We start from the raw sequence: 15,040 nt of genomic DNA on the forward strand, positions 1-15,040 counted from the left end.
CATGACCCGCACGGTTCATGTCCGCATAGAGGGCCGTGTCCAGGGTGTCTATTTCCGGGCCTGGACGGAAAAGACCGCCCACGAGCTCGGCCTGTCCGGCTGGGTGCGCAACCGCCGCGACGGGGCGGTGGAGGCGCTGTTCTCCGGCGCCGAGTCGGGCGTTTCGGAGATGCTCGCGCGCTGCGGGGACGGCCCTTACGACGCCCGTGTCTCGCGCGTGGAGATCATCCAGGAGGGCGGTGCCGCACCGGAGGGCTTTTCCGTCCTTCCCACGGCCTGAGCCGGCCTTGCCGCCACGGGCTCCATCCGGTAGAACCCGACCACGACATCACACGCAGTGGCGGACGACATCCGGCTTCACATGAGCAAGAAGACCAAGATCAGGCGGCCCAAGGCGCGGCTTGCCAAGGGATTTCGTGATATCGAGGCGGGCGAGCTCAGGGGCATGAAGCGCATGCTCGCGACCATCGAGCATGTCTACGAATCCTATGGCTTCGAGCCCATCGAGACGCCGGCCATCGAATATACCGAGGCGCTGGGCAAGTTCCTGCCCGATCAGGACCGGCCGAACGAGGGCGTGTTCTCCTTCCAGGACGAGGACGAGCAGTGGCTCTCGCTGCGCTACGACCTCACCGCGCCGCTCGCGCGCTATGTGGCGGAGAACTACGACGCCCTGCCCAAGCCCTATCGCAGCTACCGCGCGGGCTGGGTGTTCCGCAACGAGAAGCCGGGTCCGGGCCGCTTCCGCCAGTTCATGCAGTTCGACGCCGACACGGTGGGGACGGCCTCTCCCGCGGCGGATGCGGAAGTGTGCATGATGGCCGCCGACACGCTGGAGGCGCTGGGCATTCCGCGCGGCGCCTATGTGATCCGTGTCAACAACCGCAAGGTTCTCGACGGCGTCCTGGAAACGATTGGCCTCGACCCCGCCGATCCGACGTTCGAGATGCAGCGCCTGACCATCCTGCGCGCCATCGACAAGCTCGACCGGCTGGGGACGGAGGGCGTGCGCCTGCTGCTCGGCGCGGGCCGCAAGGACGACAGTGGCGATTTCACCAAGGGGGCCGGGCTCGGCGCTGCGCAGATCGATACGGTGATGGCCTTTGTGGAGGCTGGCGGCGCGAACCGGACTGACGTGCTGAAGGCGCTCGAGCCGCTGGTCGCGGGAAGCGCGCAGGGCGTCGAGGGGCTCGCGGAGCTCGCCGAGATGGACACCCTGTTCTCCGCCGCGGGGTATGATCCAGACCGCATCTGCCTCGATCCCTCCGTCGTGCGTGGCCTCGGCTACTATACCGGTCCCGTCTTCGAGGCCGAGCTGACCTTCGAGGCGGAGACGGAGGAGGGAGAGATCGCGCGCTTCGGCTCCGTCGGCGGCGGTGGGCGTTACGACGATCTGGTCGCGCGCTTCCGTGGTCAGGACGTGCCGGCGACGGGCTTCTCCGTCGGCGTCTCGCGGCTTTATTCCGCCCTTGTCGCGCTCGGCAAGATCGAGGGGGAAGGGGCGATGGCCCCGGTCGTGGTTCTGGTGATGGACCGCGAACGCCTTGCCGACTATCAGCGCATGGTCATCGCGCTGCGCGAGGCGGGCATCCGCGCGGAGATGTATCTCGGCACGAGCGGCCTCAAGGCGCAGATGAAATATGCCGACCGGCGCGGCGCCCCTTGCGTGATCATCCAGGGCGACGACGAGCTCGCCAATGGCGAGGTGCAGATCAAGGACCTGATCGAAGGCGCGAAGCTGTCGGAGACCATCGAGGAGCGCGAGGAATGGCGCGCCGCGCGGCCCGCGCAATTCTCCGTCAAGACCGATGAGCTGGTTTCGGCGGTGAGGGACGTTCTTGCCCGCCATGGCGCGCAATAGGGAAACCCATGCCCGGCAAGACGGCAGATGAGCGCGCCGCGCTCGATGCGCAGAACGAGATCATGCTGGCCCGCTTCGTGGAGGCGGGGTTCAGGCATATCGCGCCGAGCATCCTTCAACCGGCGGACCTGTTCCTCGACCGCTCCGGCGAGGACATCCGCACGCGAACCTTCGTGTTCACCGACCCGGCGGGCCGCGAGCTGTGCCTGAGGCCGGACCTCACGCTGCCGACCTGCCGCTACCATCTGGAGCGCGCCGAGCGGCCGGACGCGGAAGCGCGCTACTGCTATTGCGGGCCGGCCTTCCGCTACCAGCCCGGCGGCGCTGACCGCATGCACCCGCAGGAGTTCGTGCAGGTCGGCGTCGAATGGTTCGCCGCCGGCGACCGTGAGGCCTGCGAGGCGGATGTGCTGGCGCTCGCCATCGGCGCGGTCGAGGCCGCGGGCCTTCGCGGCTATCGCGTCCGCCTCGGCGACCTCGCTCTGTTCAACGCGCTGATCGACTCGATCCCGATGCCCGCACGCTGGCGGGCGCGCCTCAAGCACCAGTTCTGGCGGCCGAAGGCGTTCCGTGCGCTGATGGAGCGGCTGGCGGGCCAGATCGGCGAGACGCACGACCCGGCGGAACCCCTTCTGGAGTCGATCGACGGCCACGGGCTGGAGCGGGCCGAAGCGGTGGTCGAGGAGGTTCTCGAGCAGGAGGGCATTCCGCTCGTCGGCGGGCGCAGCGTCACAGAGATTGCCACGCGTCTCCACGAACGCGCCAGCGACCGCCGCGAGGCGCCGCTGACCGCCGCCCAGATCGCACTTGTCGAGCAGTATCTCGCGATAGACGGGGCGCCGGCCGAGGCGCTTGGCGCCATGCGCTCTCTGGGTGCCGACGGCAGCGAGGCTTTCTCGCTGGCGGTCGAAAGTCTCGCGCGCCGCTTCGCGCTGGCCGGAGAGAGGGGGCTTCCCTGCGCGGATTACCGCTTCTCCGCGGAGTTCGGGCGTAATCTCGAATATTATACGGGCACCGTGTTCCAGATCGAGGTGAAGGCCGCGACGGGCTGGGTGCCGGTGGCCGGCGGCGGGCGCTATGACGGGCTCATGGGCGGCATCGGAAGCCCGGTTTCCGTGCCGGCGGTCGGCTGTGCGATCCATACGGAGCGGCTGCGTGCGGCGGTGGAGGATGGCAATGGCTGAGCCCCTGATCGTCGCCCTGCCGAGCAAGGGCCGCCTCATGGAGCAGGCGGCGGGCGTTCTGGAGAAGGCCGGGCTCGCCGTGGAGCGCATCGGCGCGGCGCGCACCTATCAGGGCCGCCTCAACGGCGTGGACGGGGTGGAGGTCGCCTTCCTGTCGGCGACCGAGATTGCCCATATGCTGCGCGAGGGCACGGTTCATTTGGGGGTGACGGGGGAAGATCTCCTCGACGAGCACATCGCCGACCGCGACGGGGCGGTGGATATTCTCCATCACATGGGCTTCGGCCATGCCGACGTGATCGTCGCCGTGCCGCAGTGTTGGCTCGATGTCGCGACCATGGCCGATCTCGACGAGGTCTCTGTCGCCTTCCATGCCCGCCACGGCCGGCGGGTGCGCGTGGCCACGAAATATCTTAACGTCACCCGCCGCTTCTTCGCGGAGAAGGGGGTGAGGGGCTACCGGATCGTGGAGAGTCTCGGGGCGACGGAAGGCGCGCCGGCCGCCGGCACGGCGGAGGTGATCGTCGACATCACCTCGACCGGCGCGACGCTCAAGGCGAACCATCTGAAGATCCTCGACGACGGCGTCATCCTGCGCTCCCAGGCGGTCCTCGCCGCCAACCGCGCCGCGCTCGCCGATCCGCGCGCCACCGAGATCGCCCGCCGTGTCGGCGAGGTCCTGGCCGCAGGCTAGATCGGCGGACTTTCAAACGAACCTTCAATCGAAGACGTTCAGGTCGGCTTGCCGTTCAGCGCGTCCCGCGGGGATTGCCACGACAACGAAAAAGGCCGCCCGGACGAATCCGGACGGCCCTGTAACGGTCAGGCTTGGGTGTGGGATCAGAAGCCCATGCCACCCATGCCGCCCATGCCACCCATATCGGGGGCCGCGTGGGCTGCGCCTTCGTCCTTCTTCGGCTTCTCCGCCACCATGGCCTCGGTGGTGATCAGCAGCGAGGAGACGGAGGCAGCGTCCTGCAGGGCAACACGCACGACCTTGGTCGGGTCGATGATGCCGCGCTCGACGAGATCGCAGTATTCCTCGGTCTGCGCGTCGAAGCCGTTATTGCCCTTCGTCTCGAGCAGCTTGCCGACGACGATGGAGCCTTCCACACCGGCATTCTCCACGATCTGGCGGATCGGGGCCTCCAGGGCACGCGCGACGATGTTGATGCCGGCCTGAATGTCCTCATTGTCGGACTTCAGCTTCTCCACCGACTTCTTGGCGCGCAGGAGGGCGACGCCGCCACCCGGCACGATGCCTTCCTCGACCGCGGCACGGGTCGCATTGAGCGCGTCGTCGACGCGGTCCTTGCGCTCCTTCACCTCGATCTCGGTCGCACCGCCGACGCGGATCACCGCAACGCCGCCGGCGAGCTTCGCCAGACGCTCCTGCAGCTTCTCGCGGTCGTAGTCGGAGGTCGTCTCCTCGATCTGCTGGCGGATCTGGCCGACGCGGGCCTCGATGTCCTTCTTCTTGCCGGCACCGTCGACGATCGTGGTCTCGTCCTTGGAGATGCCCACGCGCTTGGCGCGGCCCAGCATGTCGATGGTGACGTTCTCCAGCTTGATGCCGAGATCCTCGGAGATCACCTGGCCACCGGTCAGGATCGCCATGTCCTCCAGCATCGCCTTGCGGCGGTCGCCGAAGCCCGGCGCCTTGACGGCCGCGACCTTGAGGCCACCGCGCAGCTTGTTGACCACCAGCGTGGCCAGCGCCTCGCCCTCGACATCCTCGGCAATGATCAGCAGCGGCTTGCCGGTCTGCACGACCGCCTCGAGCACCGGCAGCATGGCCTGGAGGTTGGAGAGCTTCTTCTCGTGGAGCAGGATGTAGGGCTCCTCGAGCTCGGCGACCATCTTCTCCGCATTGGTCACGAAGTAGGGGGAGAGGTAGCCGCGGTCGAACTGCATGCCTTCCACGACGTCGAGCTCGGTGTCGAGGGACTTGGCTTCCTCGACCGTGATGACGCCGTCATTGCCGACCTTCTGCATCGCCTCGGAGATCATGTCGCCGATCGTGCGGTCGCCATTGGCCGAGATCGTGCCGACCTGGGAGATCTCGTTGGAGGACTTGACCTTCTTGGAGAGCTTCTTCAGATCCTCGATGGCGCTCTGCACGGCGATCTCGATGCCGCGCTTGAGGTCCATCGGGTTCATGCCGGCGGTCACCGACTTGGCGCCCTCGCGGACGATGGCCTGGGCCAGAACGGTCGCCGTGGTGGTGCCGTCGCCGGCGAGATCGTTGGTCTTGGACGCGACCTCGCGCACCATCTGGGCGCCCATGTTCTCGAACTTGTCCTCAAGCTCGATTTCCTTGGCGACCGTCACGCCGTCCTTGGTCGTGCGCGGCGCGCCGAAGGACTTCTCGATGACCACGTTGCGGCCCTTCGGGCCGAGGGTGACCTTCACCGCATTGGCGAGAATGTCGACGCCGCGCAGCATCTTCTCACGCGCGTCCGTCGAGAACCTCACATCTTTGGCTGCCATGTTGATCCTCTTTCCTTGAAACTGGGTATGGGGCGCGGGCGAGGGAGCCCGCGGAAATCCGTTGTGGCGACGTCAGGAGCCTATTCCAGCACGCCCATGATGTCGGACTCCTTCATGATCAAGACCTCCTTGCCGTCGATCTTGACCTCGGTGCCCGACCACTTGCCGAACAGAACCTTGTCGCCCTTCTTGACGTCGAGCTTGACGACCTTGCCGTCTTCGCCGCGCGCGCCGGGGCCGACCGCGACGATTTCACCCTGCTGCGGCTTCTCCTGGGCGGTCTCGGGAATGATGATGCCGCCAGCCGTCTTGCTGTCTTCTTCGATGCGACGCACGACGACCCTGTCATGCAAAGGACGGAATTTCATGAGCTGAACTCTCCCTGAACGAATGGAACCGTTTGTCCTAACGTTCACGTTGATCTTTGCTTTCGTGAAAAGCGACCAACGCGAGTGCGTCGACCGCAGTGTTAGCACTCACTGGAAGCGAGTGCTAGCAACGAAGGCGAGATAAGAGGAGGGCATTCGGCTGTCAAGATGCGCGCGCGCCGGAAAAATGCAAAAAATCGAGAGTCCATGCAGAAATCCGGATACGGCACCGGCCTGTTCTGTCTGTTGCCATCCCCGCCTGCGCGGGAATGACGTCCGCAAGGGAGCGGTCGTGCAGGCGAACACGGTGCGGGGCGGCTCGCGGGAGCCTCACCCCTTCGTCGCGGCGATGGTCTCCACGAAACGGCGGAAGAGATAGTGACTGTCCTGCGGGCCGGGCGAGGCTTCCGGGTGGTACTGCACGGAAAAGACCGGCCGGTCCTTCAGCGCGATACCGCAATTCGATCCGTCGAACAGGGAGATATGGGTCTCCTCCACGGTGTCGGGCAGGCTGTCGCGGTCGACGGCGAAGCCGTGGTTCATGGAGGTGATCTCGACCTTGTCGGTCGTGTGGTCCTTCACCGGATGGTTGGCGCCGTGATGGCCCTGATGCATCTTCACGGTGCGTGCGCCGAGCGCCAGCGCCAGCATCTGGTGGCCGAGGCAGATGCCGAAGATCGGCTTGCCGGAGTCCACGAGCTTGGCGATCTCCGGCACGGCGTAGTCGCCGGTGGCCGCGGGGTCGCCGGGACCGTTCGACAGAAAGATGCCGTCGGGCTCCATGGCGAGGATGTCTTCGGCGCTGGTGCGCGCCGGGACCACCGTCACCTTGCAGCCGGCGGTCGCCAGGCAGCGCAGGATATTGCGCTTCAACCCGTAGTCGATGGCGACGACGTGATAGCGCGGCGCCTCCAGCTCGCCGAAGCCGTCGGGCCACTGCCAGACCGTCTCCGTCCAGTCGTAGCGCTGGGCAGAGGTGACGTCGGGCACGAGGTCCATGCCCTCAAGGCCCGGCCAGGCGGCCGCGTCCGTCTTCAGCCGGCCGGTGTCGAACGTGCCGTCGGGGGCGTGGACGATCACGGCGTTGGGCATGCCGGTCTCGCGGATGCGCGCCGTCAGCGCCCGCGTGTCGACGCCGGTGATGCCGATGATGCCGCGCGCCTTGAGCCAGGCGTCGAGATGGCGGCTCGCGCGGTAGTTCGACGGTTCGGTAATGGCTTCCCGCAGCACGCAGCCCCTGACGCCGGAGCTGGCGGCGAGGTTGGAGACTTCCAGGTCCTCGTCATTCGTGCCGACATTGCCGATATGCGGGAAGGTGAAGGTGATGATCTGGCCGGCATAGGAGGGATCGGTCAGAATTTCCTCATAGCCGGTCATGGCGGTGTTGAAGCACACCTCGCCGATGGCCTCGCCGGTGGCGCCGATGCCGTGCCCCTCGATCACGGTGCCGTCGGCAAGCACGAGAAGAGCGGTCGTGCGCGGTGCGGTCCAGGGGGAGCCATGAGCGACGGGCGCGCGCGTCGAAGACGATCCGGACCGGGGCGCGGTCGATCCGGACGGAGAGGTCGGGGCGGTCATGGGCTTGACTCCGTGCGCGATATGTGGCCGTTCGCACCGCCCGCCCGACGACAGGCGACCGGCGCTTGTCCGGCGCAGGCGGCAAGGTGCAGCCTGCATGTCGGCGCGATACTTAAGAGACAGGCGGGGCGAGGTCAAGTTTTCGTCGATGCTTGAAACAGGCGGGAAAACCCGCCTTTTTGCAGCGCCTCGCAAGGGGCGGAACGATCGGTCGGCCTGTGCCGTTGTCAGGCACGGGCCGGGCCGTCGCTGGAGCGTCTTGAGAACGCAGGATCGGAATGATGAACCAGTCACTTCGCGAGCAGGTCAACGATGCTCTCAAAACCGCGGTCAAGGCGCAGGACCGCATCCGTGTGTCCACGCTGCGGCTGATTAACGCGGCGATCAAGGATCGCGACATCCAGAACCGCACGGCCGGACGGGTCAAGGGCGTCTCCGACGACGAGGTGCTCGACATCCTCGTCAAGATGGTCAAGCAGCGCCGCGAGTCGGTCCAGATCTACGAGGAGGCCGGCCGCATCGAGCTGGCCGAGCGCGAGCAGCGCGAGATCGACGTCATCCAGGAGTTTCTCCCCCGCCAGCTCGGCGAGGAGGAGGCGAGGGCCGCCGTCAAGGCGGTCATCGGGGAGCTCGATGCGGAGGGGCTGAAGGATATGGGCCGCGTCATGGGCGCCCTGAAGGAGCGCTATGCGGGCCAGATGGATTTCGCCAGGGCCAGCGCCATGGCCAAGGAACTCCTGGGATAGGGGGAGGTCGCCGGATCGCCCCGCCGTCACGCCACGCAGAGTGTCGGGCGAAATCGGTCCACTGCCATTCGTGAGGCTCGGGCTTTCGATGGGCTCGCGAACGCGCGCATGCTAGGATGAGCAAACAGGATATCCGCGGTCAGGCTATGCGCTTTTCGGAGCAGTTTCTCGACGAGATCAGGGCGAGGGTGTCGCTGTCGCAAGTGGTCGGCCGCAAGGTGCAGTGGGACCGGCGCAAGTCGGTGCCCGCGCGCGGCGACTACTGGGCATGCTGCCCGTTCCACAACGAGAAGACGCCCTCTTTCCATGCCGACGACCGCAGGGGGCGCTATCATTGTTTCGGCTGCAAGGCCTCCGGAGACATCTTCAGGTTCGTCACCGAGACGGAGGGGCTGTCCTTCCCCGAAGCCGTGGAGCGGCTGGCGGAGCAGGCGGGCCTCCCGATGCCGGTCCAGTCGCGCGAGGAGGGCGCGCGCGAAGAGAAGCGTCGTTCCCTCGCCGACGTCATGGAGGCCGCGGCCGCCTTCTTCGAGAACGCCCTGCGCCAGCCGGCAGGGGCGGGCGCGCGCGCCTATCTGGAGCGCCGCGAGGTTTCCGGCAGCCTTGCGCGCCAGTTCCGCCTCGGCTTTGCGCCCGACGAGCGCTACGGGCTCAAGACCCATCTCGCCGAGCAGGGCTTCGATGTGGAGATGATGGCAGCCGCCGGCCTCGTGGTGACGGGCGAGGACATTGCCGTCGCCTTCGACCGGTTCCGCGGCCGGATCATGTTCCCGATCCGCGACCGGCGCGGGCGGGTGATCGCCTTCGGCGGCCGGGCCATGGATCCCAAGGTGCCGGCGAAATATCTCAACTCCCCGGAAACCGCGCTCTTTCACAAGGGCAATGTTCTCTACAATCTCGACCAGGCGCGCGCGCCTGCCCACGAGGCGGGCATGCTGATGGCGGTCGAGGGCTATATGGACGTGATCGCGCTCGCCCGCGCCGGGATCGCGCAGGCCGTCGCCCCGCTCGGCACGGCGCTCACCGCCGACCAGCTCAACCTCATGTGGCGCGTGGTGCCGGAGCCCATATTGTGCTTCGACGGCGACGAGGCCGGGCTCCACGCCGCCTATCGTGCCGTCGACACGGCGCTGGGGCTCGTCAGGCCGGGCTATTCGCTGCGCTTCGCCTTTCTGCCGGAAGGCCAGGATCCGGACGATCTGGTGCGCGCCGGCGGGCGCGAGGCGATGGATGCGGTGCTCAAGGCCGCCGAACCGCTCTCCGACGTCCTCTGGCGGCGCGAGCTCGAACAGGCCGATCTCACAACGCCCGAGCGCCGGGCGGCGTTCGAGAGCCGACTCGACGAGGCCGTCGGCCATATCGCCGACAACCGGGTGCAGACACATTACCGTTCGGATCTGAAGAACCGGCTGAACACGCTGTGGCGCGGCCTGTCCGGCGGCAATGGCGGCCGGGCCGGCGAGCGGGGCCGGATGGACGGGCGCATGTCCGGCCGGTTCGCCGGCGGCGGCCAGCGCCCGTGGTCCGGCCGGGGCGGCGGCGGGCGTCTGCCTCTGGGGCCGAGCCATCAGCTTCGCCAGTTCGCCCGGTCCGCGTTGGCGAGGCCGGCCAGCGAGCGGCGCGAGAGGCTGATGGTGCTCACACTCGTCAACCATCCCCATCTTGTGGACGAGAACCTCGAGCTGCTTGCGGAGATGGAGTTCGAATCGCCCGAGCTTGACAGGCTGCGCGCGGCAATTCTAGATATCGCGGCTCTCGAGGAAGCCCTTGACAGGACGCAGTTGCGCGACCACCTCTCGCGCAGAGGGTTCGAGCAGGCTCTCGCGCGGCTCGAAACCGGGCTGACGCACCGGAGCGATTGGTTTGCTTTCGCGGATGCCGCCCTTGATGACGTAATAACGGCCTGGCGTCATATGGTTGCTTTGCACAGGAAATCGGTGACATTGCGACGGGAACTGGACGCGGCGGAACGCGCTTTTGCGGAAAATCCGACACAGGATGCGCTGGCACATCTCAACGAGGTGCGCGAGCAGATGCGGTCGACCGTCGGCGAGGAGGCCTCCATCGAAGGCTTCGGCACGGCGTCGGGGCGCGTCGGAGGCGGGGTTGGCTGAGGCCGGAACCCTCCGCCTACCGGGACAGTATTTTAAAGGCCGGTTAAGGCCAGCGGGCTAGGGCTAGAACGTAAGGACGAATCGACTGGGTCCATCACGGAACGCGACGATACGACGATAGGGCGGACAGGCGGACGGGTCGGCATGTGCCGGAACCCGAGAACGCCTTTTTGTAGTCGGAAAGCGTCGTCGAGTGAGAGACCCTATCGCGTGGAGACGGGCAAATGAGCACGAACGTGGCCGAGGAACAAGAGACAAAAGAGAGCACCACGGAGTCCCAGGACGGACCGCTGCTCGACATGTCCGATGCCGCTGTGAAGCGGATGATCAAGCTCGCCAAGCAGCGCGGCTATGTGACCTACGAAGAGCTCAACGACGTCCTGCCGTCGGACGAGGTCTCCTCCGAGCAGATCGAGGACATCATGGCGATGCTCTCCGAGATGGGCATCAACGTCGTGGAGAGCGAGGAGGAGAACGAGGAACAGCCCGAGGAGGCCGACGGCGCAGAGCCGGGCCTGCCCGTCAAGAAGGAGAAGACGGCGTCCGAGCCGCTGGAGCGTACGGACGACCCCGTCCGCATGTATCTGCGCGAGATGGGGTCGGTGGAGCTCCTGTCGCGCGAGGGCGAGATCGCCATCGCCAAGCGCATCGAGGCCGGCCGCGAGGCGATGATCGCAGGACTCTGCGAGAGCCCGCTGACCTTCCAGGCGATCATCATCTGGCGCGACGAGCTCAATGAGGGCCAGGTCCTCCTGCGCGACATCATCGACCTGGAAGCCACCTATGCCGGTCCGGACGCCAAGGCGCCCGCCGCGCCCGCGGCCCCGGCGGAGGGGGCGGCGACCAATGGCACGGGCCAGCAGCCGGCGCAGCAGCAGCAGAAGGGCGAGGCCACCGAGGCGGAGACCGAAAACGAGGACGGCGACGACGACGAGGACGATGCCGACGAGGCGAGCCTGTCGCTGGCCGCCATGGAGGCGGAGCTCAAGCCGCAGGTTCTGGAGACCTTCGATTCCATCGCCGGCAACTACAAGAAGCTGCGCCGCCTGCAGGACCAGCTCGTCGAGAACCGGATGCAGTCCAAGAGCCTGTCTCCGGCCCAGGAACGCCGCTATGCCAAGCTGCGCCAGGACATCATCGCGGATGTGAAGAGCCTGTCGCTCAACACCAACCGCATCGAGGCGCTGGTCGACCAGCTCTATGGCATCAACAGGCGCCTGATCTCGCTCGAGGGCCGCCTCATGCGCCTGGCGGACGGCCATGGCGTGCCGCGCACCGAGTTCCTGAAGGAGTATCAGGGCGCCGAGCTCGATCCGCGCTGGCTGCAGCGCGTTGGCCGGCTGACCAAATATGGCTGGAAAAACTTCGTCGCCAAGGAGAAGGACGAGATCCGCGACATCCGCGCGGAGGTCCACCAGCTCGCCACCGAGACGGGGCTGGAGATCGCGGAGTTCCGCCGCATCGTCCACATGGTGCAGAAGGGCGAGCGCGAGGCGCGCGTCGCCAAGAAGGAGATGGTGGAGGCCAATCTCCGCCTCGTGATCTCCATCGCCAAGAAGTACACCAATCGCGGGCTGCAATTCCTGGACCTCATCCAGGAAGGCAATATCGGGCTCATGAAGGCGGTGGACAAGTTCGAGTACCGCCGGGGCTACAAGTTCTCCACCTACGCCACATGGTGGATCCGTCAGGCGATCACCCGGTCCATCGCCGATCAGGCGCGCACCATCCGCATCCCGGTGCACATGATAGAGACGATCAACAAGCTGGTGCGCACCGGCCGGCAGATGCTGCACGAGATCGGCCGCGAGCCGACGCCGGAGGAGCTGGCGGAAAAGCTCTCCATGCCGCTTGAGAAGGTGCGCAAGGTGATGAAGATCGCCAAGGAGCCGATCAGCCTGGAGACGCCGATCGGCGACGAGGAGGATTCCCATCTCGGCGACTTCATCGAGGACAAGAACGCCGTCCTGCCCATCGACGCGGCGATCCAGTCGAACCTCCGCGAGACGACGACCCGGGTGCTGGCAAGCCTCACGCCGCGCGAGGAGCGCGTCCTCAGGATGCGCTTCGGCATCGGCATGAACACCGACCATACGCTGGAGGAGGTCGGCCAGCAGTTCTCCGTGACCCGCGAGCGCATCCGTCAGATCGAGGCCAAGGCCCTGCGCAAGCTCAAGCATCCGAGCCGGTCGCGCAAGCTCCGCAGCTTCCTGGACAATTAGGCCAGGCGAGAGCCAACGGCATCTCGGCTCGCTGACACCGTCCCCGTCATTTCCGCTTCGGTGGGAGTGACGGGAAGGAGACCGGACCGTGGCGCGGGGACCGCATGGGCCTGTGCGGCTTGTGCCCCATCTTTCGCGGCTGGACTGAGCGAGGCGACGTGAAGACAATCCGCTCCGACATGTCTGTCGCGATGGCCGGTCCTTACGGGTTTCGCCCCGTCGTCAGCGGCGACCTCGCGCTTCTGCGGCGTTGGCTTGAGGTGCCGGAGGTCAGGCGCTGGTGGGGCGATCCGGACGAGCAGGCGGCACTGCTCGAGGCCGATCTCGACAATCCGCACATGGTCATGGAGATCGTGACGCTCGGCGGGCGCCCCTTCGCCTATGTGCAGCACTACGATGTCCATACATGGCCCCATCGCCACTTCGCCCGGTTGCCCGCGGGGTCGCGCGCCATAGACGCCTTGATCGGCGAGCCCGGCATGCTCGGCGCCGGGCATGGGCTGGCCTTCCTGCGCGGTCTCGCCGAGCGCCTGTGCGCCGACGGTGCCCCTGCCGTGGCAATCGATCCCCACCCCGACAATCTCCGGGCACGCCGGGCCTATGAAAAGGCGGGCTTCTCCGGCGATCTCGTCGTCGATACCGAGGAGGGCCCGGCGGTTGTGATGACATTCGCGAGGGCCTCCGACGCCGGCTAGGGCCACATGGCTTTCCCGCCGCCCGCGTCCCGTGCTTCAATGCGCACGACAGAACACAAGGCGGTCCGCCCATGAGCATCGAGTTCCTCGTCACCTCTCTCATCGTGGTCATCGTGCCTGGAACGGGCGTTCTCTACACGCTGGCCTCGGCCTTTGCCCGCGGCAGCCGGGCAAGCATCGCGGCCGCCTTCGGCTGCACGCTCGGCATCGTGCCGCATATCGCCGCCGCTCTCTTGGGGGTTGCCGCCCTCCTGCACACCAGTGCCATGGCCTTCCAGCTCGTGAAATATGCCGGCGTGGCCTATCTGCTCTATATGGCGTGGAGCGCGCTCAGGTCGGGCGGGGCGCTGACGGTGGAGAACCGCAGCGATGCGCGCTCGACCCTGCAGGTCGTCGTGACCGGATTCCTGATCAACATCCTCAATCCGAAGCTGTCGATCTTCTTCCTCGCCTTCCTGCCCCAGTTCGTCGCGCCCGACGATGCAGCGCCCGTCATGCACATGCTGGGGCTGAGCGCGGTCTTCATGGCGCTGACCTTCGCCGTCTTCTCCGTCTACGGCCTGCTGGCCGCATCGGTGCGCGCGAAGGTCCTCTCGCGCCCGGCGGTCATGGACTGGATGCGGCGCGCCTTTGCCGGCGCCTTCGTCATGCTCGGGCTGCGCCTGGCGCTGGCGGAACGGTAGCGCTTACGGATATGAAAACGGGGAAGCGCCGTTCGTAGCGCTTCCCCGCCGAAACCGGACCTGAAAGGCCGTATCGGGCCTATTCGATTTCCCACGCGATGTTCACCCGGACGGTGATCGTCTGCTCGCCGCGGGCGACGGGGACCGCGCCGTCGGCCTTGGCTTCCATCGCCATGGTGCGCATCATCGGCATGGGCGGCTGGGCGCCGCCCGATTCGGAGATCTGCCGGACGTCGCCGAGCTTCACGCCCGCCGCCTTCGCATAGAGCTCCGCCTTGCGGCGCGTATCCGCCACGGCCCGGCGCCGCGCCTCGTCCTCCATCTCCTGTGCGTCGTCGATGGTGAAGGAGATGCCGGAAATCCGGTTGGAACCGGCGCTGACCACCTTGTCGAGGAGCCCGCCGAGCGCATCGAGGTCGCGGACCTTGACCGTCACCTGGTTGGACACCTGATAGGCGACGACCTTCGGCGGCTGGTCCTCGCCATTCTTGGGATAGACATAGCGCGGCGAGATCGAGAAGCCGGAGGTCTGGATGTCCTTGTCCGCGATCTTCTGGCCCTTGAGCGTCTCCATGACGCCATTCATGGCCTCGGTGTTCGCGCTGAGCGCCTCGCGTGCGGTCTTGGCCTCCTCCTCGACGCCGATGGTGACGATGGCGGTGTCGGGCTCTGCGGAAACCTCGCCGGTGCCGGTCAGCGTCATGAGTCGCGGCGGCGTCCGGTCCTCGGCGTGGAGAGCGCCGACGGGCGTGGCGGCCATAACGGCAGCCACCGCGGCGGCGGCAGTCCAGGGTGCAAGCGCGATGCGCGACATTTCTCGTCCTCCGACTCGTCTCGTTCAGGGTTGCAAAGGCTCGACCTTGCGCGCGATTGCGTCAACAGTGCGGCGCCCATGATCCACAATCCCCGTAACGTCATGATTGCAGAACGCGCCGATCTGGTATAGCTCCGCAACGGGAAGGCGCCACGCGGAGACACAGACCGCACCCCGCGCCGCTCGCGCGCCGGGCCCGTAGCTCAATTGGTTAGAGCTGACGGCTCATAACCGTCTGGTTGCAGGTTCGAGTCCTGCCGGGCCCACCAGCGCGCCGTTCCGAAA

12 protein-coding genes, 1 tRNA gene and 1 pseudogene are annotated in these 15,040 nt (G+C 66.8%); 10 read left to right on the forward strand and 4 right to left on the reverse strand.

The window, feature by feature from the left end:
• Position 1 precedes the first annotated feature (1 nt).
• From HW532_RS00640 to hisG, 4 genes and pseudogenes are all read left to right on the forward strand, one after another.
• Positions 2 to 280, forward strand: coding sequence for an acylphosphatase (locus tag HW532_RS00640; RefSeq protein WP_213162595.1), 279 nt, complete (start codon positions 2 to 4; stop codon positions 278 to 280).
• An 81-nt stretch (positions 281 to 361) separates the two neighbouring features.
• Complete coding sequence (gene hisS / locus HW532_RS00645; RefSeq protein WP_213162596.1) at positions 362 to 1,861, forward strand: histidine--tRNA ligase; 1,500 nt, start codon at positions 362 to 364, stop codon at positions 1,859 to 1,861.
• An 8-nt stretch (positions 1,862 to 1,869) separates the two neighbouring features.
• On the forward strand, positions 1,870 to 3,045 hold the full coding sequence (locus HW532_RS00650; protein WP_213162597.1) for an ATP phosphoribosyltransferase regulatory subunit: 1,176 nt from the start codon (positions 1,870 to 1,872) through the stop codon (positions 3,043 to 3,045).
• Positions 3,038 to 3,733, forward strand: a pseudogene (hisG, locus tag HW532_RS00655) (ATP phosphoribosyltransferase); the annotation flags it as partial. The gene HW532_RS00650 and the pseudogene hisG, both read left to right, overlap by 8 nt.
• Before the next feature lie 152 nt (positions 3,734 to 3,885).
• On the opposite strand, the gene groL reads toward hisG, so the two are convergent.
• The 3 genes from groL to carA form a co-directional block, all read right to left on the reverse strand.
• Positions 3,886 to 5,535 carry a chaperonin GroEL gene (groL, locus tag HW532_RS00660; RefSeq protein WP_213162599.1) on the reverse strand — a complete coding sequence of 550 codons (1,650 nt, stop codon included), beginning with the start codon at positions 5,533 to 5,535 and terminating at the stop codon, positions 3,886 to 3,888.
• Positions 5,536 to 5,615: 80 nt separating this feature from the next.
• Complete coding sequence (groES, locus tag HW532_RS00665) at positions 5,616 to 5,903, reverse strand: co-chaperone GroES (protein WP_213162600.1); 288 nt, start codon at positions 5,901 to 5,903, stop codon at positions 5,616 to 5,618.
• Positions 5,904 to 6,233: 330 nt separating this feature from the next.
• Positions 6,234 to 7,481 carry a glutamine-hydrolyzing carbamoyl-phosphate synthase small subunit gene (carA, locus tag HW532_RS00670; protein WP_213162601.1) on the reverse strand — a complete coding sequence of 416 codons (1,248 nt, stop codon included), beginning with the start codon at positions 7,479 to 7,481 and terminating at the stop codon, positions 6,234 to 6,236.
• Between the two features lie 281 nt (positions 7,482 to 7,762).
• Between carA and HW532_RS00675 the strand changes: the two genes are divergently transcribed.
• From HW532_RS00675 to HW532_RS00695, 5 genes are all read left to right on the forward strand, one after another.
• The gene (locus HW532_RS00675) at positions 7,763 to 8,227 is read left to right on the forward strand and encodes a GatB/YqeY domain-containing protein (RefSeq protein WP_213162602.1); all 465 of its coding nucleotides are present in this window, start codon (positions 7,763 to 7,765) and stop codon (positions 8,225 to 8,227) included.
• Between the two features lie 116 nt (positions 8,228 to 8,343).
• Positions 8,344 to 10,341: a DNA primase gene (dnaG, locus tag HW532_RS00680; RefSeq protein WP_246479395.1), complete on the forward strand. Its 1,998-nt coding sequence runs from the start codon at positions 8,344 to 8,346 to the stop codon at positions 10,339 to 10,341.
• 224 nt (positions 10,342 to 10,565) lie between these two features.
• A complete protein-coding gene (gene rpoD, locus HW532_RS00685) occupies positions 10,566 to 12,563 on the forward strand; it encodes an RNA polymerase sigma factor RpoD (RefSeq protein WP_213162603.1) in 1,998 nt (665 codons plus the stop codon).
• 179 nt (positions 12,564 to 12,742) lie between these two features.
• Positions 12,743 to 13,258, forward strand: coding sequence for a GNAT family N-acetyltransferase (locus HW532_RS00690; protein WP_246479397.1), 516 nt, complete (start codon positions 12,743 to 12,745; stop codon positions 13,256 to 13,258).
• 71 nt (positions 13,259 to 13,329) lie between these two features.
• Positions 13,330 to 13,941: a LysE family translocator gene (locus HW532_RS00695; RefSeq protein WP_213162604.1), complete on the forward strand. Its 612-nt coding sequence runs from the start codon at positions 13,330 to 13,332 to the stop codon at positions 13,939 to 13,941.
• Between the two features lie 79 nt (positions 13,942 to 14,020).
• Here HW532_RS00695 and HW532_RS00700 read toward each other — a convergent pair whose 3' ends face one another.
• Positions 14,021 to 14,755, reverse strand: coding sequence for an SIMPL domain-containing protein (locus HW532_RS00700; RefSeq protein ID WP_213162605.1), 735 nt, complete (start codon positions 14,753 to 14,755; stop codon positions 14,021 to 14,023).
• A 192-nt stretch (positions 14,756 to 14,947) separates the two neighbouring features.
• On the opposite strand from HW532_RS00700, the gene HW532_RS00705 reads away from it, so the two are divergent.
• Positions 14,948 to 15,024, forward strand: a tRNA-Ile gene (locus tag HW532_RS00705).
• Positions 15,025 to 15,040 lie beyond the last annotated feature (16 nt).

Source organism: Kaustia mangrovi, assembly GCF_015482775.1.
Classification (GTDB): Bacteria; Pseudomonadota; Alphaproteobacteria; order Rhizobiales; family Im1; genus Kaustia; species Kaustia mangrovi.